An 18,750-nucleotide genomic window follows, 5' to 3' on the forward strand; every position below is an offset into this window, starting at 1 on the left:
ATCACGCCCGTGCGTCAGGCCGCCCGGGGGCTGAAGTCGAAGAGTTCGTCGTGGCCCGGCTGGACGATGCCGTACGTGCTCTCCGGGACCTCGTTCCAGGCGCCCGGGAGGTCGCCCAGGGGTTCCGAGACCACGAGGCGGGTGTCTTCGGAGACCTCCTGGAGGAAGGGCATGTCGGGGTACAGCTTGCGCAGGGTGTCGACGCGGCTGCTGTAGAACAGCGACCGCGACGTGCCCTGGCTGGAGTAGCGGAAGCCCCACAGGCGTACGCCGTCGCTGATGGCGAGCGTCATCTGGAGCGGGAACTCCACCCCGTGCGCGCGGCCCGCGGCCTCCACCACGCCCGCCATCCTCGCCACCGCCGCCGGCGGGTCGTCCTCCAGGCCGAAGGTCAGCGCGAGGTGGAACATCACCTCCGAGTCCGTCGTCCCCTCGACGTGCGGGTAGAGCTCGGGGTCGATGAGCAGGACCAGATCGCGCCGGAAGAGGTGGAAGTCGGCGATGGCGCCGTTGTGCATGAACAGCCAGCGGCCGTACCGGAAGGGGTGACAGTTCGTCTGCTGCACCGCCGAACCGGTCGACGCCCGGATGTGGGCGAAGAACAGCGGGGAGCGCACGTGGTCGGCGATCTCCCGCAGGTTGCGGTTGTTCCAGGCGGGGCCGATCTCCTTGAGGATCGCCGGCGTGTCCGAGGGCTGCTCCGGATACCAGCCGATGCCGAACCCGTCACCGTTCGTCGTCTCCACACCCATCCGGGAGTGCAGGCTCTGGTCGATCAGCGAGTGGGCCGGTTTGTAGAGGATCGTTTCGATCAGCAGCGGGGTTCCCGAGTAAGCGAGCCAGCGGCACATGGGCGATCACCTCGAAGGGCGCGTCGCACGGCCGCGACGCACGGGCACGGCCCTCCCATTTTCGCCCTGGCCCCCGCCGCCCGCCACGCGGCACGTGGCACGTGACACGCGGCGGTCCGCACGGGTACGCCCGGCGCTAGGCCGTCTCTTTCGGATCTTGCCGGTTAAGCCCGCGTCGTCCGGTGCCGTGCATCGCAAGGCGGAGAGGCTCCCGATTACTGGACGTCCTCGGGTGCCTCGACAACGCGGCGAGGTGCGGTGCCGGGCGGCGCGGGTCTGGGGGCACCTCCCAGCGGTAGCTGGGGGAGCAAGATCCGGAAGAGACGGCCTAGCCGTGGCGGAGGCCCAGCATGCGGTCCTTCAGGGCCGGGAACTGCTCGCGGGTCTCGGCCACCTTCGCCGGGTCGAGTTCCACCGTCAGGACCTCCTCGCCCGCCCCGGCCTCGGCCAGGACCTCGCCCCAGGGGTCCACCACCAGGCTGTGGCCGGCCTGCTCCACGCCCGCGTGGGTGCCCGCCGTGCAGCAGGCCAGGACGTACGCCTGGTCCTCGACGGCGCGCGCCCGGCTGAGCAGGGTCCAGTGCTCGCGGCGGCGGGCGGGCCAGCCCGCCGCGATCACCAGGGTGGTGGCGCCGACGTCGACCAGGCCGCGGAAGAGCTCCGGGAAGCGCAGGTCGTAGCAGGTGGCCAGGCCCAGGGTCTGCTCGGGCAGCTCGACCGTCGTCAGGGAGTCACCCGCGGCCATCATCACCGCCTCGCCCTGGTCGAAGCCGAACCGGTGGACCTTGCGGTAGGTGGCCGCGAGCTCGCCCTCGGGGGAGAGCACCAGGGTGGTGTTGTAGAGCGAGCCGTCGCCCGCGCGCTCCACGATCGAGCCGGCGTGCAGCCAGACGCCGGCGTCGCGCGCCGCCTTGGCCATCACCTCGCGCGTGGGGCCGTCCAGCGGCTCGGCCTCGGTCTCGAACAGCTCGTACGCGAACGCGCCCACCGGCCACAGCTCGGGCAGGACGACGAGGTCGCTGTCGCTCTGCTCGCGGACGAGTTCCGCGACGCGCGAACGGCGGGAAACCACCGATTCGCCGTCGTGGACAGCGATTTGGATGAGGGAGGCGCGCACGGTACCACCGTCCTGGCGTTCAAGCCGACAACTCGGGCCTACGATCGTCACACGAAAGCACTGCCGGGGTGCTCATCGGCAGCGTAGCTTTGGAAATCAAGTCCACAACGCGCCACTGAACTGCACGCGAGGGGTCCCGTTGACCGTCCATCCCAGCCTTCAGCCCTATGCCGATGCGTGGACCCACTCCATCGAGGCGATATCCGAACTGGTCCTGCCGTTGACGGAGGGCGAGTGGAACCGGGCGACGCCGTGCCCCGGCTGGTCGGTCCGTGATGTGGTGTCCCACGTCATCGGTATCGAGTGCGAGATGCTGGGGGACCCGCGCCCGATCCACACCCTGCCCCGCGACCTGCGGCACGTGGTGGACGAGTTCACGCGGTACATGGAGGTGCAGGTCGACGTCCGGCGGCACCACACCGCCCCCGAGATGACCTCCGAGCTGGAGTACACAGTCATCCGGCGCGCGCGGCAGCTGCGCAACGAGAAGCGGGATCCGTCGACCACCGTACGCGGTCCGCTGGGCGACCAGGTGACGCTGGAACACGCGCTGCGGCTGCGCGCGTTCGACGTCTGGATCCACGAGCAGGACCTGCGCACCGCGCTGGGCGCACCGGGCAACCTGGACTCCCCCGGCGCGCACGTGGCCCGCGACATCCTGCTGGCGGGGCTGCCCAAGGTGGTCGCCAAGAAGGCGGGGGCGCCGGCGAACTCGGCGATCGTGCTCGACGTCCACGGCCCGCTGGAGTTCATGCGGACGGTCCGGGTGGACGCCGAGGGCCGCGGCACCCTCGGCTCGACCCCGTCCCTGGGCCCGGCGGTGACCCTGGTGATGGACTGGGAGACGTACGTCCGCCTGGCGGCCGGCCGGGTCCGCCCGCACGCGGTCGCCGACCGGGTCAAGACCGAGGGCGACCCGGAGCTCGCCGACGCCATCCTGGGCGCGTTCTCGGTCACCCCGTAAACCAGGGCGGGCGCGCGGTGCACGGAATGCCGGGGATTCCTGCACGCCCGGCACAGCCGGGGCCGGCAGGCCGTTCGTAGGCTCGTGCGTACCGCGGTACCGGCACGGTCACGTCCGCGCGGCACGGGAAGGGACGGGGGTCCGTCCCGTCCCGCGGACGGCCGCGCCGGCCCGTTCGCGTTCGCGGCGCAGGGCGCGGCCGCGCAGCCGCAGGATCTGGGTGACGCCGAGGGCTTCGAGGACGAAGACCGACGAGAACGCGATCCGGTAGTCGTCGCCGGTGGCGTCGAGCAGGACGCCCACCGCCAGCAGCGTCGTCATCGAGGCGAGGAAGCCGCCCATGTTCGTGATCCCGGAGGCGGTGCCCTGCCGGGACGGCGGGTTGGCCGGGCGTGCGAAGTCGAAGCCGATCATCGAGGCGGGCCCGCAGGTGCCCAGGACCACGCACAGGGTGACGAGCAGCCACATCGGGGCGCGGGCGCCCGGGTGGGCCAGGACCGCCGCCCACAGCAGGGCGGTCGCGCCGACCGTGCCCAGCGCGAGCGGGATCCGCGCGGCGGCGTACCGGCCCACGATCTGGCCGTAGAGCAGCCCGAAGCCCATGTTCGCGGCGACCACCAGCGTCAGCAGCCCGCCGGCCGTGCCCCGCGCCAGCCCCTGGTCCTCGACCAGGAACGGCATGCCCCACAGCAGCAGGAAGACCATCGCCGGGAACTGCGTCGTGAAGTGCACCCACAGCCCGAGCCGGGTCCCCGGCTCCCGCCAGGACCGCGCGATCTGCGTACGGACGAAGGCGAGGCCCCCGCGCGGCACGGGCGGCGGCGCGTGCCCCTCGGGGTGGTCGCGCAGGAACAGCGTCAGCGGGACCAGGACGACCAGGCCCGCCACCGCGCTGCCCGCGAACGCCGCGACCCAGCCGACCTCGTGCAGGACCGGCGCGAGGACCAGCGTGGAGACCAGGTTGCCCGCCATGCCCGCGAGCCCGGCCAGCTGCGCCATCAGGGGCTGGCGCCGGACCGGGAACCAGCGGGTGCCCAGCCGCAGCACCGAGATGAACGTCATCGCGTCGCCGCAGCCCAGCAGCGCCCGCGCGGCCAGTGCCATGCCGTACGAGGGGGACAGCGCGAAGCCGATCTGGCCGGCCGTGAAGAGGACCGCGCCGAGGGTCAGGACCTTCTTCGTGCCGAGCCGGTCGACCATCAGGCCCACCGGGACCTGCATGCCGGCGTAGACGAGCAGTTGCAGCAGCGAGAACGTGCTCAGGGCGGCCGCGTTGACGTGGAAGCGGTCGGCCGCGTCGAGGCCGGCCACGCCCAGGCTGGTGCGGAAGATGACGGCGACGAAGTACACGGCGACGCCGATGCCCCAGACGGCGATCGCCACGCGCCCGCCGGGCGGTTCGGGGGCGGACGGGCCGGCGGGGCCGGCAGGGGCGGGCGGGCCGGCGGGGGTGCCGCTCACCGGGCGTCCCCGCGGACCAGGCTCTGGACCCGGCCCAGGTGCGCCCGGACCCGGGCGGCCGCCCGGTCGCCGTCGCCGGCCCGCAGCGCCGCCAGGATCTCGCGGTGCTCGACGAGGTTCTGCGCGACACGGTCCGGGTGGGCGTGCATGACCGCGACGCCCATCCGCAGCTGCCGGTCGCGCAGCTGGTCGTACAGGCGGGAGAGGATCTGGTTGCCGGCGTGCCGGACGATCTCGGCGTGGAAGCAGCGGTCCTCGGCGGCGAAGGCCGCCAGGTCGCCGCGGTCCGCGTACCGCTCCTGCGCGCGCAGGCTCTCCTCCAGCCGCCCGATCAGCGCGGGCGGCGCCGGGACGGCCCGGCGCACGGTGAACTCCTCGACCAGCAGCCGGGTCTCGACGACGTCCGCGATCTCCTGCGCCGAGACGGGCAGGACCAGCGCGCCCTTCTTGGGGTAGAGCCGGATCAGCCCCTCCGTCTCCAGGCGCAGCAGCGCCTCGCGCACGGGGGTCCGGGAGACGCCGACGGCCTCGGCGACCTCGCCCTCGGTGAGGAGCGTGCCGCCCTCGTAACGGCGGTCGAGGACGCCCTGCTTGATGTGCCGGTAGACGCGGTCGGCGGCGGGTGGGGTCGCTGGCATGGGCACAGCATAGATACAACACAGGTGCAAGCCGGGCGGTGTCTCGCCATCCGAGATCACGGGGCGGGGGCGCCGGACCGCGGGCGCCTCCTCCCACCCCCGCCGGCGACTGCATCGAAGGGTGTACGCGGCGTTCGTCCACCGGCAGGACGCATCGGCCCCCGCCCGCCGCGACGCTGAGAAGCATGGCGAACCACGGCACCGCACCCTCCGGCCGGCTCCCGCTCCTCGACGTCCTGCGCGGGGCGGCCATCCTCGGCACCCTCATGACCAACGTCTGGATCTTCGCGGCACCGGGCTCGGAGTGGGCCGTCCTGCAGGGCGATTTCGCGGTGGCGGACCCGCTGGCGGACCCGTCCGCCGCCCACGTCGCCGAGTTCCTCTTCCGCTTCCTCGCGGACGGCAAGTTCCTCGCCCTGCTGACCCTGCTGTTCGGGGTGGGGCTGGCCATCCAGTACGACTCCGCCGCCCGGCGCGGCGAGCCCTGGCCCGGCCGCTACCCGCGCCGGGCGGCCTTCCTCTTCCTCGAAGGCACCGTGCACTTCGTGCTGGTCTTCGCCTGGGACGTGCTGATGGGGTACGCCGTCACCGCACTGCTCGTGGCCTGGCTGCTCGCCCGCTCCGAGCGGGCGCGGCGCGTGGTGATGTGGACGGCGCTGGGCCTGCACCTGACGCTGATCACGCTGCTGACGGCGGTGCTCGCCGGCTCCGGCGGCTCCGGCGGCGGCGACGCCGACGAGCCCTCGGTCGCCGCCGACCTCTACGCCCACGGCAGCTGGGCCGATCAGATCCTCTTCCGCCTCGAAAACGCCGTCGCGCTGCGCATCGAGCCGGTCTTCTCCTTCGGGCTGCTGGTCTTCCTCTTCCTGCTCGGCGTGCGCCTGCACCGCGCCGGCGCCTTCGCGGCGGGCGGCGCGGGTCTCCTGATCCGCCGGCGCCTGATGGTGTGGGGCCTGGGCCTCGGCCTCCCGCTGAACGCCGCCTGCTCGCTCGCCGGCGGGGACTTCTTCCTGCTGGGCCGTTACGCGGCCGCGCCGCTCGTCGCCCTCGGCTACATCGGCCTGATCGGCTTCGCGCTGGACCGGTTCCGGGTGCCCGCGCCGCTGGTGACCGGCCTGTCCTCGGTGGGCCGCACCGCACTGTCCGCGTACGTCCTGCAGAACGTGCTGTGCATGCTCGCCTGCTACGGCCTCGGGCTGGGCCTGGCCGAGCGGATGGCGGGCCAGGGGCCCTGGTGGGTGATGGGCCTGTGGGCGGCGGTCGCCCTGACCCTGGTGGCCGGCTCCCGGCTGTGGCTGCGCGGCTTCGCGCACGGCCCGCTGGAATCCGTCCAGCGGTGGGCGCTCAGCCGTACGTGAGGGCCGGGCGGCGGCGGGGGCCTCCGCGTCGGGCCTCAGGGGGTGACCTCCACGTCGAGCAGGAACTCGTCGTACGGCGCCTCCTGCGGGTAGGGCGGGCGGACCTGCGCGAAGCGGATCCGGGCCCGCCCGCCGGGACGGCGGCCGCGGACGACGTACGTCAGCTCGACGTCCGCCCCGGGCAGCGCGTCCGGCGCCGCCGGGGCGCCCGCGCCGGCCTCGACCTCGACCTCGACCGCGTCCGCGTCGCCGCCGACCTGCCAGGTCCACACGTACCCCCGCGCACCGCGCCCGGTGAGCCGCAGCGTGTACGGCTCACCGGCGCGCAGGGCGATCGCCCGTACTTCCACGCGCTGCCCCCGTCGGGGATCAGGAGGGGCCGAACACCGGTCCCTCGTGCCAGCCGGCGCCGTCCCGCCAGTAGTGCTGCAACTGCCGGTCGGTGCGCAGGACGACGACCTCCAGATTGAACCCGAAACTGCCCTGGAGCATCCCGGTGACGGCCAGGGCGTCGTGCCCGAAGACCGTGCTGCGCCGCCAGGGCGCCCCGCGCGCGTTGCCGCGCCACCAGTGCTCGACGCGGCCGCCCGCCCCGACCGCGCACAGCTCGTAGCTCCCGGCGGTGTCCTCGTCCGCGGCCCCGTACTGGGCCTCGATCAGGCAGGGCGCGGAGGTGATGCCGGCCCCGAAGATCTCGCCCTCGCGCCAGACGAACCCGTTCGGGTCGTCGCGCCACCACAGCTGCATCCGGCCGTCGGTGCGCGTGGCGACGACGTCGAGGTGGCGGGCGCGGGTCTGGACGAGGGCGGGGCCGTAGTGGGCGATGCCGCAGGCGAAGCGGCCGCCGTCGTTCCAGGTCCAGGGGGAGCCGTTGATCCGCCACCAGTGGTTCAGGCGACCGTCGGCGGTCCGGACCACCACCTCGAAGTTGCCGGGCTTGCCGTAGTCGCTCTGGATGAGGGCGGGGGTGGCGCCGACGGCCGCGTCGCCCGGGCCGAAGAGCCCGCCGTCGCGCCAGGTGCCGGCGGACTGCTCGTAGTACCAGTGGCGCATCCGGCCGGCCGGGGTGACGTGCAGGGACTCCATGTTGCGGTTGTAGGTGCTGCCGGTGAAGGCGGGGTGGCCGGAGGCGTCGGCCGCGAAGGCGGCGGCGCGGCTCCAGGCGAAGGGCGCGTCGCCCTCCCGCCACCAGTGTTCGAGCCGGCCGGAGGCGGTGGCGGCGAGCAGCTCGAAGTTGCGGTGCGCGCGGCCGTTGCCGCTCTCGTAGACGTTCCCGGAGTGCAGGCGGCGCTTGCTCCAGGGGTCGACGTTGGTGCCGCGCAGGCCGCACTTGGCCCAGTGGTCGATCCGGGCCTCGCCGTAGCCGATCCGGCCGAAGCCGCCGACGTGGTAGCCGGGCCCCCAGGAGTTCTTGAACAGCCAGCAGCCGGCGGCGTCGTCGTAGCCGGTGATCAGGACGCAGTGGCCGCCCGCGAGCCGGTCGCTGGTGCGGTGGTAGACGCCGGCGCCGAGGGCGAAGAAGTCGTCGTAGACGTCGAAGCAGGCGGTGAGCGGTCCGACCGTGTCCAGCCACATCTTCTGCTGCTCGACGTCGCCCAGGCGCACGTAGTCCCGGATCCGCACGGTGCGCCCGGAGCGGTCCCAGCTGGGGACGTACTCCGCCCGCCAGGCGTCCCGGCGGTCGGCGGGCAGGCCGGGTGGCGGGGTCGTGTAGGGGTGGCAGCCCGGGTCGGCGAGCCCGCCGTTGTCGCGCACCCAGTCCAGCGCGGTCTCCGGGTTGCTGCCCTGGCCGCAGCTGAACCGCAGCCCGTCGTGGACGTCGCCCTCGGAACGCTCCGACCACACGCCGTGCTCGATCCGCGCCATCGACTCGACGAGTCCGGCGGCGCCGAACGCCCAGCAGGACCCGCACGGGTTCTGGTCCTTGACCCTGGTGATCCACGGCCAGCCCCACCGGCTGCGCCAGTCGACGGCGGCGGGCCGGGCGGTCCCGGCGGCGAGCGGCGCCCGCCCCGCGCTGAGCAGCCCGTGGGCGGCCCGCCGCCGGGTCAGGTGCGGATTGCCGCTCTCGTGCCCTACGAGGGCCCGCAGGTCCACGGTGCCGGCCTCGTGCGCGGTCGTCAGGTTCGCGCCGGGTTCCAGCCCGAGCGAGGCGCGGGGCACGGGGTCGGTGTCGGCGAGGTGCTCGCTCACCGACCACCGGGCGCCCCGCGCCGCCAGCAACGCCCGCAGCTCCCCCGCCGACTGGACAGGCTGATCAGACTCTTCCGGCATGCCATCCCCCCAGATGCCCCGTATGTCTTCTCCGAGGCCCGGGAGCGTGCCGCGCCCCGCGGAGGCCGTCAAGGGGGTCCGCACGGTCGCGCGAGGGCACGGGGGGAGCGCCGGGGCGGCGATCCGGCCGCCCCGGCGGCGGCCGGACGTCCGGCCGCGTCAGTGGACGGGCAGCGGGAGGGTCGGGAGCGGGGGCAGCGGCAGGCCCAGGCCGGTCAGGAGCGCGAGGACGAGGTTGACCAGGCCGGTCAGCACGCCGGTGGCCTGGGCCTTGGCGTCGGCGGTGCAGCCGCAGGGCCCGGCGGCCTTGGCCAGGCCGTCCAGGGCCTTCAGCAGGGCGGCGACCGCGTCCTCGACGGGCCCGGCGGCGGGCTTGTGCGGCACGGGCGCCGGGCGGGTGGCCGGGGCCCCGTGGGCGGCGGGCGGCTTGGGGGCCCCGGCGGCGGGCTTGGCCGCTGCCCCGTCGGTGACGGGCTTGGCGGCATCGGCGACCGGCTTGGCCGCGTCGGCGACGGGACTGGCCGCGTCGGCGACCGGCTTGGCCGCATCCGTGACGGGTTTGGCCGCGTCGGCGACCGGCTGGGCCGCCGCGTCCGGCTTCGCGGCGTTCGCCGCCGGTGCCTGGACCGGGAGGGCCGGCGGCGTGACGGGCAGCGCGGGCGGGGTGACCGGGAGGGCCGGCGGATCCACCGGCAGGTCGACCGGCGGCACCCCCGGTACGGGCGGGACCGGGGCCGGGACGGCCGCCTTCACCTTGTCGACGGCCGCCTTGGCCGCGTCGAGCAGCCGGGTCAGGTCGGCCTCGGGGATCTTGCCGTCGGGCGAGTTCAGCACGGCGGTCAGCAGATCCGTGACGGGCGCCAGGACCGCGCCCAGCGCGCCCAGGTTCTGCACCTGCTTCAGCAGGTCCTCGACCCCGGGGATGGCCTTCCCTCCGCCCGGACCGGCCAGGGCTGCGGAGGCTGCGGCGGGGGCGGCCGGACGGGCCGGCGCGTCGGCGGCGCCCGCCAGGCCGGGGGACGCGGCGAGGAGGGTCAGGGTGAGGGCGGCGGGGACGGTGTAGCGGGTCAGGTGGCGCAACGGTCTCTCCGTTCCGGTAGCGGTGTGGCAGGGGACGTGCCGTCCACCACTCACGGACACCGCCCCAGCCCGCGCAACCCGGGGCCGCCCGATCATGTCCCCGACACGCCGTCACCCGGTGGTCACGCCCGGCGCTGACCTGGGCGGATCGCGTCACCCCGGGCGGCTGATCCGACAGACTGTCACCGGACCGCTCCGGTCAGGCCCCCAGGTCCTTCGCGAGGCCCTCGATCAGGTCCAGCGACTCGGCCGGCGTCGCGCTCAGGCCGGCGGCACGCTCGAAGAGGCGGGCGCAGCGGGCGCGGTCGTCCTCGTGTTCCACCCACGCCGTGGCGGCGGCCGTCCCGGCGTGCACGACGTCCAGCGCGGCCGGCCGGGCGAAGGAGATGATGCTGAACGGGCCGCCGGCGCACGGGTGTCCGCCCGCCCGGAAGGGCAGGATCTGCAGGTGCACGTTCGGCAGCCGCGCCGTCCGCGCGAGGTGGACGAGCTGCGCGGCCATCACCTCCCGGCCGCCGATCTCCTGGCGCAGCGCGCCCTCCCAGAGCACCGCGTGGAGCTGGAGGGGGTCCTGCGCACGCAGCCGCTCCTGCCGTTTGAGCCGTACGGCGACCCGCCGCTCGACGTCGTCCGGCTCGGGCTCGGCGCCCTGACCCGCCCCGTCGCCGCGGGTCAGGGCGCGCGCGTACGCCGCGGTCTGGAGCAGGCCGGGGACGCGCGCGAGCTGCCAGATCCGTACGCGGGTGGCGACGTCCTCCAGCGCGATGTACTCCGCCGACGCGCCCGCGGCCGGCGCCTGCTGCCACCAGCCCTTGGCCTTGCGGCGTTCGCGGTCGAGCCCGGCCAGCTCCAGCAGCGGCGCCACGGCGGCCCGGTCGTGCAGGCCGTAGAACGTGCACAGCGCCAGGATGTCCGGGTCGCGCATGGGGACCCAGCCGCGCTCCATCTTCACGACCTTCGTCGACGTGGCGCTCAGCACCTGGGACGCCTGCGCCTGCGTCCTGCCCGCCGCGTCGCGCAGCTGGAGCAGCCTGCCGCCGAGGCGGCGCCCCAACACCGTTGAGGCCCGGTTGCCTTGACCCTCTCGTGTACCGCGGTTCATCGCCTCAGTCTGGCCTCCGGCGCAAGCGGAAGTACACACCGTCCCTCATCTGGGGAATATCTTCCCCATCCCGCTTGCCTCAAGATCACGTGGACTCCTACGGTCGGCGGCGACGAACCGCTCACTCCCCAGCGCCCGTTGACGGCCCGGAGGTTCCCCACGATGCGACGCGACGTACGGACCTACCCACCCCGCCAGGACTCCGTCCCGGCCGCCCGGCGCCGCGCCGCCTGGCTGGCCGTGGCGTGGGGGCATCCCGAACTCGCCGCCGACGTCGCCCTGCTGACCAGCGAACTGACGACCAACGCCCTGCTGCACGGCTCGCTGCGCGACCGGCTGCTGCGGGTCGAGATCAGCGCCCGGGACGGCAGGTTCCGGATCGCCGTGATCGATCCGCGGGGCGAGCGCTGGCCGGAGATCCTGGACCCGGCCGAGGACGAGAGTTACGGGCGCGGCCTGCGGATCGTGAACGCCGTCGCCAAGCAGTGGGGGGCGGAACACCGCTGCGTGGGCAAGACGGTGTGGGCCGAACTCGCGCTGGACGACCGTCATGACGACGAGTCCATCATGATCACGGACGCCGGGGCGGAAGATCCGCCCAAGATCACCCCCTGAGCCCGGGGAAGGGCCCCGGCAGCCGCGGGCGGACCCTCACGGCAGCCGCGGGCGGACCGCCGCCCACGCGTCCACGGCCGCGCCCAGCGGATCGTCCGCCGCCAGGTGGGGCCGCACCAGCACCAGCCACGGCACCAGGTTCTTGATCCGCCTCAGGTGCCGGATCCGGGCCTTGGGCAGCTCCCGCCAGCCGTGCGCCTCCTGAGCCGCCTCCTGCGGGCCCGGCTCCAGCAACGGCAGCATCCGGCGGCACAGGGCCGCCGGATCCCTGAGGGGATCATCAGGTTCCGGTCCGAACCGGTCGATCAGGTAGCCGCGCACGTGGGCCTCGTCGGCGGCCGCGGCCAGCGGGTCCTCGCCCGTCCAGGCGGCCCTGCGCAGGCAGGCGGCGTACGCGACGCGGCCCCAGCGCAGCCGGACCGCGCCGGGCAGCCGGTCGTCCTGCATCCGGCCGACGGCCAGCACCCTGAGCTGCACCGGCCGCGGTTCGTCGGCGAGCGGGGGATCCCCCGCCAGCCAGGCCTCCAGCTCCTCCAGCGCGTGCCCGTCCGGGGGTACGGAGGTCAGCACCTGGCCCCGGCTGAGCAGCGCGACCACCGCCCCGCTCAGGTGCACCGTGGCCGTGAGCCCGGCGCGGAAGGAGGCGACCGTCCGCCCGTACCGTTCGATCCGGCGCAGTCCCACCCTCAGCTCACCGGCCGCGTACACCTGTCCGGCCCGTGCGACGCCGCCCACGCAGCGCACGACGCAGACCCCTCCGGACACGTCCGCCTCCTCGACGGAGTAGACCTGCAACTCGGCGATGGACACCGCGGCCCCCCTTCCACGGCGGGCACGCTACCGCGTCACCGGAACCCCGGCAGCTCCCCGCCGGACGGAGCCCGGACGGGGCCCGGACGGGGCTCAGCGGGTCCCCGGCTCCTCCATGATCAGGCGGTGCTCGGTGACCGCGTACCCGGCGCGGTCGAAGGCGGCGGCCATGGGGAGGTTGACCGTGTCGGTGGTCGCGGTGATCCGGTCGGCGCCCTCGGCCGCGTGGAAGCGCGTGATGTGCGCGAGGATCTCGTCGATCAGGCCCCGGCCGCGCTGCTCGGGTACGACGCCGAGGTAGCCGACGTTGCGGTGGTACGGGGTCCGGGAGGGGATGGCCATGCCCGCGAGGGTGCCGTCGGGCAGGTGCGCGAGCCGCCACCAGGAGCGCTCGCCGGGGCAGTCGCGGTAGAACGCGAGGTCCTCGCGGGCCAGTTGCGCCGCGTCCATGGTCCGCAGTTCCGCCTGCGTGGCCTGGTCGAGACTGCCCGCGGAGAGCCGCTCGAAGGCGTCGAGGAACTCCTCGTCGGTGCCCTCGCGGAACACCAGCCGCCCGCCGGGCCGCTCGGTCCCCTCGGCCCCTTCGGTCCCCGCCGCCGGCGTCCACTCGTAGCGCAGCCGCTCGATCTCACGGCTGAGGCCGACGCGGGCGGCCGCGTCCAGCCGCCAGCGGACGGCGGCGGCCGTCTCCGGGTCCTCGCGCCAGCCGGCGGGGAGGGAGACGTTGTACAGCGGGCGGTTGCCGAAGGCCGCGTGGCCGGCGGCCAGCAGACCGGCGGCGAGCCCGGCCGGGTCGGGCACGGTGGACCGTACCTGGAGACAGTCGAGCGCGACCGGCCGCTCGCTGTCGGCGCGCCCCCACCACAGGGCCCGGGCCAGCACCTCGCCGGTCCCCTCGTCCTCCGCGAACCAGATCCATTCGGGACGGAAGCGGTTCTCGGCGAGCTCCTCGCGGAGCGTGTCGGCGGGCAGCGCCGGCACGGGGCCGTCGCCCGCGTAGCTGGTGGCACGGTCGAGGTCATGGGGGTCCGCAGTGGCGGCACGAAAACGCATGCGCCGATCATCACCGCCCCCGCCCCCCGTGACCAGGGATTTTCCGTACCGCGGCGCGCGGGTCCGGCCCGGGGTACGCCGAAGGCCCCCGTGCGGGGGAGCCGCGCGGGGGCCTTCGGGGAGGTGCCGGGGCACCGGGGTGCCGCGGTACCGGGAGGTGCTTACGCCCAGGTGATCAGGCGGCGGGGCTGCTCCAGGACGGCGGCGATGTCCGCCAGGAACTTCGAGCCCAGTTCGCCGTCGATCAGGCGGTGGTCGAAGGACAGCGCCAGCGTGGTGACGTGGCGCGGCTTGACCTTGCCCTTGTGGACCCACGGCTGGAGCTTGATCGCGCCGACCGCGAGGATCGCGGACTCGCCGGGGTTCAGGATCGGCGTACCGGTGTCGACGCCGAAGACGCCGACGTTGGTGATGGTGATCGTGCCGTTCTGCATGTCCGCCGGGGAGGTCTTGCCCTCGCGGGCCGTGGCGACCAGCTCGGACAGGGCCGTCGACAGCTCGGGGAGCGTCTTGGCGTGCGCGTCCTTGATGTTCGGCACGATCAGCCCGCGCGGGGTGGCCGCCGCGATGCCCAGGTTCACGTAGTGCTTGAGCACGATCTCCTGGGCCGCCTCGTCCCAGGACGCGTTGACGTCCGGGTTGCGGCGGACGGCCACCAGGACCGCCTTGGCGATCAGCAGCAGCGGGTTGATCCGCAGGCCGGCGAGGTCCGGGTCCTCCTTGAGCTCCTGGACCAGCTTCATCGTGCGCGTCACGTCGAAGGTGATGAACTCGGTGACGTGCGGCGCGGTGAAGGCCGAGCCGACCATCGCCTGCGCGGTGACCTTGCGGACGCCCTTGACGGGGATCCGGGTCTCGCGGGCACCGGCCTCGGCGGCGGGCACCCCGGCCACGGCCACGGCCGGGACCGCGGCGGGCGCGGGGGCCTGGGGCTGCGCGGCGGGCGCCGCCACCGGGGCGGGAACGGCGGCGCCGGCCGCCGCGGCGGCCGCGGCGTGCACGTCCTCGCGGGTCACGACACCGCCGTCGCCGGTGGGCACCACCGAGGCGAGGTCGATCCCGAGGTCCTTGGCCAGCTTGCGCACGGGCGGCTTGGCGAGCGGACGCCCGCCGTCGGACCCGGGCGCGTGCCCGTTGCCGTTCAGCACGGCGGGCGCGGCCGTACCGTTGCGGCCCGCCGGAACGGCCGGGACGACCGCCGGGACGGCGGGCACGGCCACCGCGGCTGCGGCTGCGGGGGCGGCCTTGCGCGGGCGGCGCTTGGTCGAGCCCTGCGAGACGCCGTAGCCGACGAGGACCGGCTGGCGGGCCGCGACGGGCTCCTCGGCCACCGGAGCGGCCACCGGCGCGGCGGCCGGGGCCGGGGCGGCGGCGGGCGCCGCGGCGACGGCGGCGGCGTCACCGGCGGACGCGCCGCCGGTCTCCACCGAGATGATCACCTGGCCGACGTCGACCGTCGTGCCCTCGGCGAAGCGCAGCTCGTGCACCACGCCGTCGAACGGGATCGGCAGCTCCACGGCCGCCTTGGCCGTCTCGACCTCGCAGACGACCTGGCCGTCCTCGACGGTGTCGCCCGGCTGGACGTACCACTTGAGGATCTCGGCCTCGGTGAGGCCCTCGCCCACATCGGGCATCTTGAATTCGCGGATGGTCACGGGGCTCTCCTCAGAACGCCAGCGAGCGGTCGACGGCGTCGAGCACCCGGTCCAGGCCGGGCAGGTACTCGTCCTCCAGGCGGGCCGGCGGGTACGGGGCGTGGAAGCCGCCCACGCGCAGCACCGGCGCCTCCAGGTGGTAGAAGCACCGCTCCGTGATGCGGGCGGCGATCTCCGAGCCGACGCCCAGGAACACCGGGGCCTCGTGCACGACGACCAGCCGGCGGGTCTTCTCGACCGACCGCTGCAGGCCGTCGAAGTCGATCGGGGACATCGAGCGCAGGTCCACGACCTCGACCGACTTGCCCTCCTCGGCGGCGGCCGCGGCCGCCTCCAGGCAGACCTTCACCATCGGGCCGTACGCCGCCAGGGTGAGGTCGGTGCCCTCACGGGCCACCCGCGAGGTGTGCAGGGCGTCCGGGATCGCCTCGACGTCCACCTCGCCCTTGTCCCAGTAGCGCCGCTTCGGCTCGAAGAAGATCACCGGGTCGTCGCTCTGGATCGCCTGCTGGAGCATCCAGTACGCGTCCGAGGCGTTCGACGGGGAGACCACCTTCAGGCCCGGCACGTGGGCGAACAGCGCCTCCGGCGACTCGCTGTGGTGCTCGACCGCGCCGATGCCGCCCGCGTACGGGATACGGACCACGACGGGCAGCTTGATCTTGCCGAGCGCGCGGGCGTGCATCTTCGCGAGCTGCGTGACGATCTGGTCGTACGCGGGGAAGACGAACCCGTCGAACTGGATCTCCACGACCGGCCGGTACCCGCGCAGGGCCAGGCCGATCGCCGTACCGACGATGCCGGACTCGGCCAGCGGGGTGTCGATGACCCGCTCCTCGCCGAAGTCCTTCTGCAGGCCGTCGGTGATGCGGAAGACACCGCCCAGCTTGCCGACGTCCTCGCCCATGATCAGGACCTTGGGGTCGGTGTCCAGGGCCTTGCGCAGCGACTCGTTGAGCGCCTTCGCGATCGACATCTTCTCGATGGCCATCAGTGACCCTCCGCCTCGGACTCGAAGGACGCGAGGTAGGCCGCGAACTGCGCGCGCTCCTCGTCGACGAGCGCGTGCCCGTCCGCGTACACGTTCTCGAAGATCGCCATGGTGTCCGGGTCGGGCATGGCGCGCACGACCTCGCGCACGCTCTTGCCCAGCGCCTCGCTCTCGGCCTCCAGCTCCTCGAAGAAGGCCTCGTCGGCGTCGCCGGTGGCCAGCAGGTGGGCCTTCAGACGCAGGATCGGGTCCTTGTCCTCCCAGGCCGCGCGCTCCTCGTCCCGCCGGTACTTCGTCGGGTCGTCGGAGGTGGTGTGCGCGCCCATGCGGTACGTGAAGGCCTCGACCAGGGTCGGGCCCTCGCCGCGGCGGGCCCGCTCCAGGGCCCAGCGGGTCACGGCCAGGCAGGCCAGGACGTCGTTGCCGTCGACGCGGACGCCGGGGAAGCCGAAGCCCTGGGCGCGCTGGTAGAGCGGCACGCGCATCTGGCGCTCGGTGGGCTCGGAGATCGCCCACTGGTTGTTCTGGCAGAAGAACACCACGGGCGAGTTGTAGACGGCGGAGAAGTTGAAGGCCTCCATCACGTCGCCCTGGCTGGAGGCGCCGTCGCCGAAGTACGCGATGACCGCCGAGTCGGCGCCGTCCTTGGCCACGCCCATGGCGTAGCCGGTCGCGTGCAGCGTCTGCGAACCGATGACGATCGTGTACAGGTGGAAGTTGTTGCTGTTGGGGTCCCAGCCACCGTGGTTCACACCGCGGAACATGCCCAGCAGATTGGTCGGGTCGACCCCGCGGCACCAGGCGACGCCGTGCTCGCGGTAGGTCGGGAAGACGTAGTCGTCGTCGCGCAGCGCCCGGCCGGAGCCGATCTGCGCCGCCTCCTGGCCCAGCAGCGAGGCCCACAGGCCCAGCTCGCCCTGGCGCTGGAGCGCCGTCGCCTCGCCGTCGAAGCGGCGGGTCAGGACCATGTCGCGGTACAGCCCGCGCAGGTCCTCGGCGGTGATGTCCTCGACGTACGACCGGAACTCGGCGTTCTCGGCCGTCTCGACCCGGTCCCCCTCGGGGGTCAGCAGCTGTACGAGCTGGGGCTCGGCACTCTGCGCGGTGGCGGCGGCCTTGCGGGCGCTCGCCCCGGCCGCGCGCTTGGTGCCGCTACTGCGTCGCGGCTTGCGCGCGGCAGTGCTCTCCACGGTCACGTGTGCTCCTCCGTCGGTCCGGCACCCGGGTTCTCCGGGGACCAGTGCGGCTCGCCCGTATCCCTACGGGCGCACGGGGTGGGTGCGACTCGTTCGGGATTCAGGCGTGACAGGCGCCCCGGCGAGTGCCCTGCGCAATGCACGTTACCCAGTGCGCCGCATAACTGCGAAACCCCGTTTGACCTGGGATTTTGCTTGGATTTCCAAGTAAATCCGCCACACCGGGAACAACCACTGGTCACAGCCTTGCAGGGGGCCGGAACAACGGCACGTTATCCCGGGTAACTGCGTCAGGGAAGAGGCGAGTGTGTGAACGGGTGTGTGAAGATGACTTCGTGCGCGAAGACGGAAAAATCAAGGTATTTCTCCTGGACGACCACGAAGTGGTGCGCCGAGGGGTCTACGAGCTCTTGTCGGTCGAAGAGGACATCGAGATCGTCGGCGAGGCCGGTACCGCCGCCGATGCCCTGGTCCGCATCCCGGCGACCCGCCCCGACGTCGCCGTCCTCGACGTACGGCTGCCGGACGGCAGCGGTGTCGAGGTCTGCCGCGAGGTCCGCTCGCAGGACGAGGACATCAAGTGCCTGATGCTCACCTCGTTCGCCGACGACGAGGCGCTGTTCGACGCGATCATGGCGGGGGCCTCCGGGTACGTGCTCAAGGCCATCCGGGGGAACGAGCTGCTCCAGGCCGTACGCGACGTGGCGGACGGCAAGTCGCTGCTGGACCCCGTGGCCACGGCCCGGGTGCTGGAGCGGCTGCGCGACGGCAAGAACGGCAGGGGTGACGACCGGCTCGCCAACCTCACCGAGCAGGAGCGCAAGATCCTCGACCTGATCGGCGAGGGCCTGACCAACCGCGTGATCGGCGAGCGGCTGCACCTCGCCGAGAAGACGATCAAGAACTACGTCTCCAGCCTGCTGTCCAAGCTGGGCATGGAGCGGCGCTCGCAGGCCGCGGCGTACGTCGCCCGCCTGCAGGCGGAGAAGCGCGGCTGACCCGGGTTTGCGGCTGACCGGGGTCGGCGGCTGACCGGGCCGGCGGCCGTCCCGGGTGATTCGGGACCAACGTCCTGGCGTCGGGGGGCGGGGTCCCCTTCCGGCGCACGGGGCCGGTCCCGGAGAGTGAGTTCCATGTCACCGGAGGAACTCCACGCCCTCGAACTGCTGCGCCAGGTGCCCTACGGCCGGGTGGCCACCAGCATGCGCGCGCTGCCCTTCCTGGCCGCGGCCCGGCACATCGTGGCGGACGGGCGGGTGGTGCTGCGCATGCACGCCGGCTTCGGCTACCACGACGCCTGCGACGGCAGCGTGGTCGCCTACGGGGCCGACAACCTCAACACCGGCGATCCGTACCTGTGGTCGGTGCAGCTCACCGGCACGGCCCGGACGGTGGAGCCGGCCACCGCCGAACTCGAACTTCTCGGCCCCGCTCCGCATTTCGTGGACGGGGAGGTTTTCGACCCGGTCCACATGCGGATCGAACCGCAGTTCGTCACCGTCCATGCCCTGCGGCCCAGTCCGGCGGAAAATCCCCGACGGCAGTTCCAGCCCATGCTCTGAACTGCGCGGATACGCCATCTGAC

Annotated in this window: 18 protein-coding genes; 5 read left to right on the forward strand and 13 right to left on the reverse strand. The window is 73.7% G+C overall.

Going from position 1 to position 18,750, the window contains the following annotated elements; genetic code table 11:
- Positions 1–14: 14 nt before the first annotated feature.
- Together ACZ6KO_RS27650 and ACZ6KO_RS27655 are read right to left on the reverse strand one after the other, a co-directional pair.
- Positions 15–851: a class II glutamine amidotransferase gene (locus ACZ6KO_RS27650; RefSeq protein WP_469306731.1), complete on the reverse strand. Its 837-nt coding sequence runs from the start codon at positions 849–851 to the stop codon at positions 15–17.
- A 328-nt stretch (positions 852–1,179) separates the two neighbouring features.
- Positions 1,180–1,968, reverse strand: coding sequence for a carbon-nitrogen family hydrolase (locus ACZ6KO_RS27655; protein ID WP_469306732.1), 789 nt, complete (start codon positions 1,966–1,968; stop codon positions 1,180–1,182).
- Between the two features lie 139 nt (positions 1,969–2,107).
- On the opposite strand from ACZ6KO_RS27655, the gene ACZ6KO_RS27660 reads away from it, so the two are divergent.
- Complete coding sequence (locus ACZ6KO_RS27660) at positions 2,108–2,932, forward strand: maleylpyruvate isomerase family mycothiol-dependent enzyme (RefSeq protein ID WP_469306733.1); 825 nt, start codon at positions 2,108–2,110, stop codon at positions 2,930–2,932.
- 108 nt (positions 2,933–3,040) lie between these two features.
- On the opposite strand, the gene ACZ6KO_RS27665 is transcribed toward ACZ6KO_RS27660, so the two are convergent.
- Both ACZ6KO_RS27665 and ACZ6KO_RS27670 read right to left on the reverse strand, forming a co-directional pair.
- Positions 3,041–4,393, reverse strand: a complete 1,353-nt coding sequence (locus ACZ6KO_RS27665; protein ID WP_469306734.1) for an MFS transporter — start codon at positions 4,391–4,393, stop codon at positions 3,041–3,043.
- A complete protein-coding gene (locus ACZ6KO_RS27670; RefSeq protein WP_469306735.1) occupies positions 4,390–5,031 on the reverse strand; it encodes a GntR family transcriptional regulator in 642 nt (213 codons plus the stop codon). The genes ACZ6KO_RS27665 and ACZ6KO_RS27670 overlap by 4 nt, the downstream gene beginning before the upstream one ends.
- A 185-nt stretch (positions 5,032–5,216) precedes the next feature.
- Here ACZ6KO_RS27670 and ACZ6KO_RS27675 point away from each other — a divergent pair, with 185 nt between their 5' ends.
- On the forward strand, positions 5,217–6,389 hold the full coding sequence (locus tag ACZ6KO_RS27675; RefSeq protein ID WP_469306736.1) for a DUF418 domain-containing protein: 1,173 nt from the start codon (positions 5,217–5,219) through the stop codon (positions 6,387–6,389).
- Positions 6,390–6,424: 35 nt separating this feature from the next.
- On the opposite strand, the gene ACZ6KO_RS27680 is transcribed toward ACZ6KO_RS27675, so the two are convergent.
- The 4 genes from ACZ6KO_RS27680 to ACZ6KO_RS27695 all read right to left on the reverse strand — a co-directional run bounded on the left by ACZ6KO_RS27680 (position 6,425) and on the right by ACZ6KO_RS27695 (position 10,800).
- Positions 6,425–6,739 carry a hypothetical protein gene (locus ACZ6KO_RS27680; RefSeq protein ID WP_469306737.1) on the reverse strand — a complete coding sequence of 105 codons (315 nt, stop codon included), beginning with the start codon at positions 6,737–6,739 and terminating at the stop codon, positions 6,425–6,427.
- A 19-nt stretch (positions 6,740–6,758) separates the two neighbouring features.
- Positions 6,759–8,663, reverse strand: coding sequence for a C1 family peptidase (locus ACZ6KO_RS27685; RefSeq protein ID WP_469306738.1), 1,905 nt, complete (start codon positions 8,661–8,663; stop codon positions 6,759–6,761).
- A 159-nt stretch (positions 8,664–8,822) separates the two neighbouring features.
- The gene (locus tag ACZ6KO_RS27690) at positions 8,823–9,743 is read right to left on the reverse strand and encodes a hypothetical protein (protein WP_469306739.1); all 921 of its coding nucleotides are present in this window, start codon (positions 9,741–9,743) and stop codon (positions 8,823–8,825) included.
- 199 nt (positions 9,744–9,942) lie between these two features.
- Positions 9,943–10,800: a DUF5753 domain-containing protein gene (locus tag ACZ6KO_RS27695; protein ID WP_469306740.1), complete on the reverse strand. Its 858-nt coding sequence runs from the start codon at positions 10,798–10,800 to the stop codon at positions 9,943–9,945.
- 207 nt (positions 10,801–11,007) lie between these two features.
- Here ACZ6KO_RS27695 and ACZ6KO_RS27700 point away from each other — a divergent pair, with 207 nt between their 5' ends.
- Positions 11,008–11,460 (forward strand): ATP-binding protein, encoded by a 453-nt coding sequence (locus tag ACZ6KO_RS27700; protein WP_469306741.1) that lies wholly within the window; start codon positions 11,008–11,010, stop codon positions 11,458–11,460.
- 36 nt (positions 11,461–11,496) lie between these two features.
- On the opposite strand, the gene ACZ6KO_RS27705 is transcribed toward ACZ6KO_RS27700, so the two are convergent.
- The 5 genes from ACZ6KO_RS27705 to pdhA all read right to left on the reverse strand — a co-directional run bounded on the left by ACZ6KO_RS27705 (position 11,497) and on the right by pdhA (position 17,165).
- Positions 11,497–12,270 (reverse strand): hypothetical protein, encoded by a 774-nt coding sequence (locus ACZ6KO_RS27705; RefSeq protein WP_469306742.1) that lies wholly within the window; start codon positions 12,268–12,270, stop codon positions 11,497–11,499.
- Positions 12,271–12,363: 93 nt separating this feature from the next.
- Positions 12,364–13,323, reverse strand: a complete 960-nt coding sequence (locus tag ACZ6KO_RS27710) for a GNAT family N-acetyltransferase (protein ID WP_469306743.1) — start codon at positions 13,321–13,323, stop codon at positions 12,364–12,366.
- 161 nt (positions 13,324–13,484) lie between these two features.
- A complete protein-coding gene (locus ACZ6KO_RS27715) occupies positions 13,485–14,957 on the reverse strand; it encodes a dihydrolipoamide acetyltransferase family protein (protein WP_469306778.1) in 1,473 nt (490 codons plus the stop codon).
- Between the two features lie 31 nt (positions 14,958–14,988).
- Entirely contained in the window at positions 14,989–15,969 is a 981-nt protein-coding gene (locus ACZ6KO_RS27720) for an alpha-ketoacid dehydrogenase subunit beta (protein WP_469306744.1), read from the reverse strand.
- A complete protein-coding gene (pdhA, locus tag ACZ6KO_RS27725; protein ID WP_469306745.1) occupies positions 15,969–17,165 on the reverse strand; it encodes a pyruvate dehydrogenase (acetyl-transferring) E1 component subunit alpha in 1,197 nt (398 codons plus the stop codon). Before pdhA ends, ACZ6KO_RS27720 begins: the two co-directional genes overlap by 1 nt.
- A 335-nt stretch (positions 17,166–17,500) precedes the next feature.
- On the opposite strand from pdhA, the gene ACZ6KO_RS27730 reads away from it, so the two are divergent.
- Positions 17,501–18,163, forward strand: coding sequence for a response regulator (locus ACZ6KO_RS27730; protein WP_469306746.1), 663 nt, complete (start codon positions 17,501–17,503; stop codon positions 18,161–18,163).
- 135 nt (positions 18,164–18,298) lie between these two features.
- Positions 18,299–18,727, forward strand: a complete 429-nt coding sequence (locus ACZ6KO_RS27735; RefSeq protein WP_469306747.1) for a pyridoxamine 5'-phosphate oxidase family protein — start codon at positions 18,299–18,301, stop codon at positions 18,725–18,727.
- Positions 18,728–18,750 lie beyond the last annotated feature (23 nt).

It is taken from the genome of Streptomyces sp. NPDC042102, assembly GCF_055582305.1.

Excerpts from the sequence above, each read along its gene's own strand:
- ACZ6KO_RS27650 (WP_469306731.1), bottom strand. The coding sequence starts at position 851 with ATGTGCCGCTGGCTCGCTTACTCGGGAACCCCGCTGCTGATCGAAACG.
- ACZ6KO_RS27670 (WP_469306735.1), bottom strand. The coding sequence starts at position 5,031 with ATGCCAGCGACCCCACCCGCCGCCGACCGCGTCTACCGGCACATCAAG.
- ACZ6KO_RS27675 (WP_469306736.1), top strand. The coding sequence starts at position 5,217 with ATGGCGAACCACGGCACCGCACCCTCCGGCCGGCTCCCGCTCCTCGAC.
- ACZ6KO_RS27685 (WP_469306738.1), bottom strand. The coding sequence starts at position 8,663 with ATGCCGGAAGAGTCTGATCAGCCTGTCCAGTCGGCGGGGGAGCTGCGG.
- ACZ6KO_RS27700 (WP_469306741.1), top strand. The coding sequence starts at position 11,008 with ATGCGACGCGACGTACGGACCTACCCACCCCGCCAGGACTCCGTCCCG.
- ACZ6KO_RS27710 (WP_469306743.1), bottom strand. The coding sequence starts at position 13,323 with ATGCGTTTTCGTGCCGCCACTGCGGACCCCCATGACCTCGACCGTGCC.
- ACZ6KO_RS27715 (WP_469306778.1), bottom strand. The coding sequence starts at position 14,957 with ATGCCCGATGTGGGCGAGGGCCTCACCGAGGCCGAGATCCTCAAGTGG.
- ACZ6KO_RS27720 (WP_469306744.1), bottom strand. The coding sequence starts at position 15,969 with ATGGCCATCGAGAAGATGTCGATCGCGAAGGCGCTCAACGAGTCGCTG.
- ACZ6KO_RS27735 (WP_469306747.1), top strand. The coding sequence starts at position 18,299 with ATGTCACCGGAGGAACTCCACGCCCTCGAACTGCTGCGCCAGGTGCCC.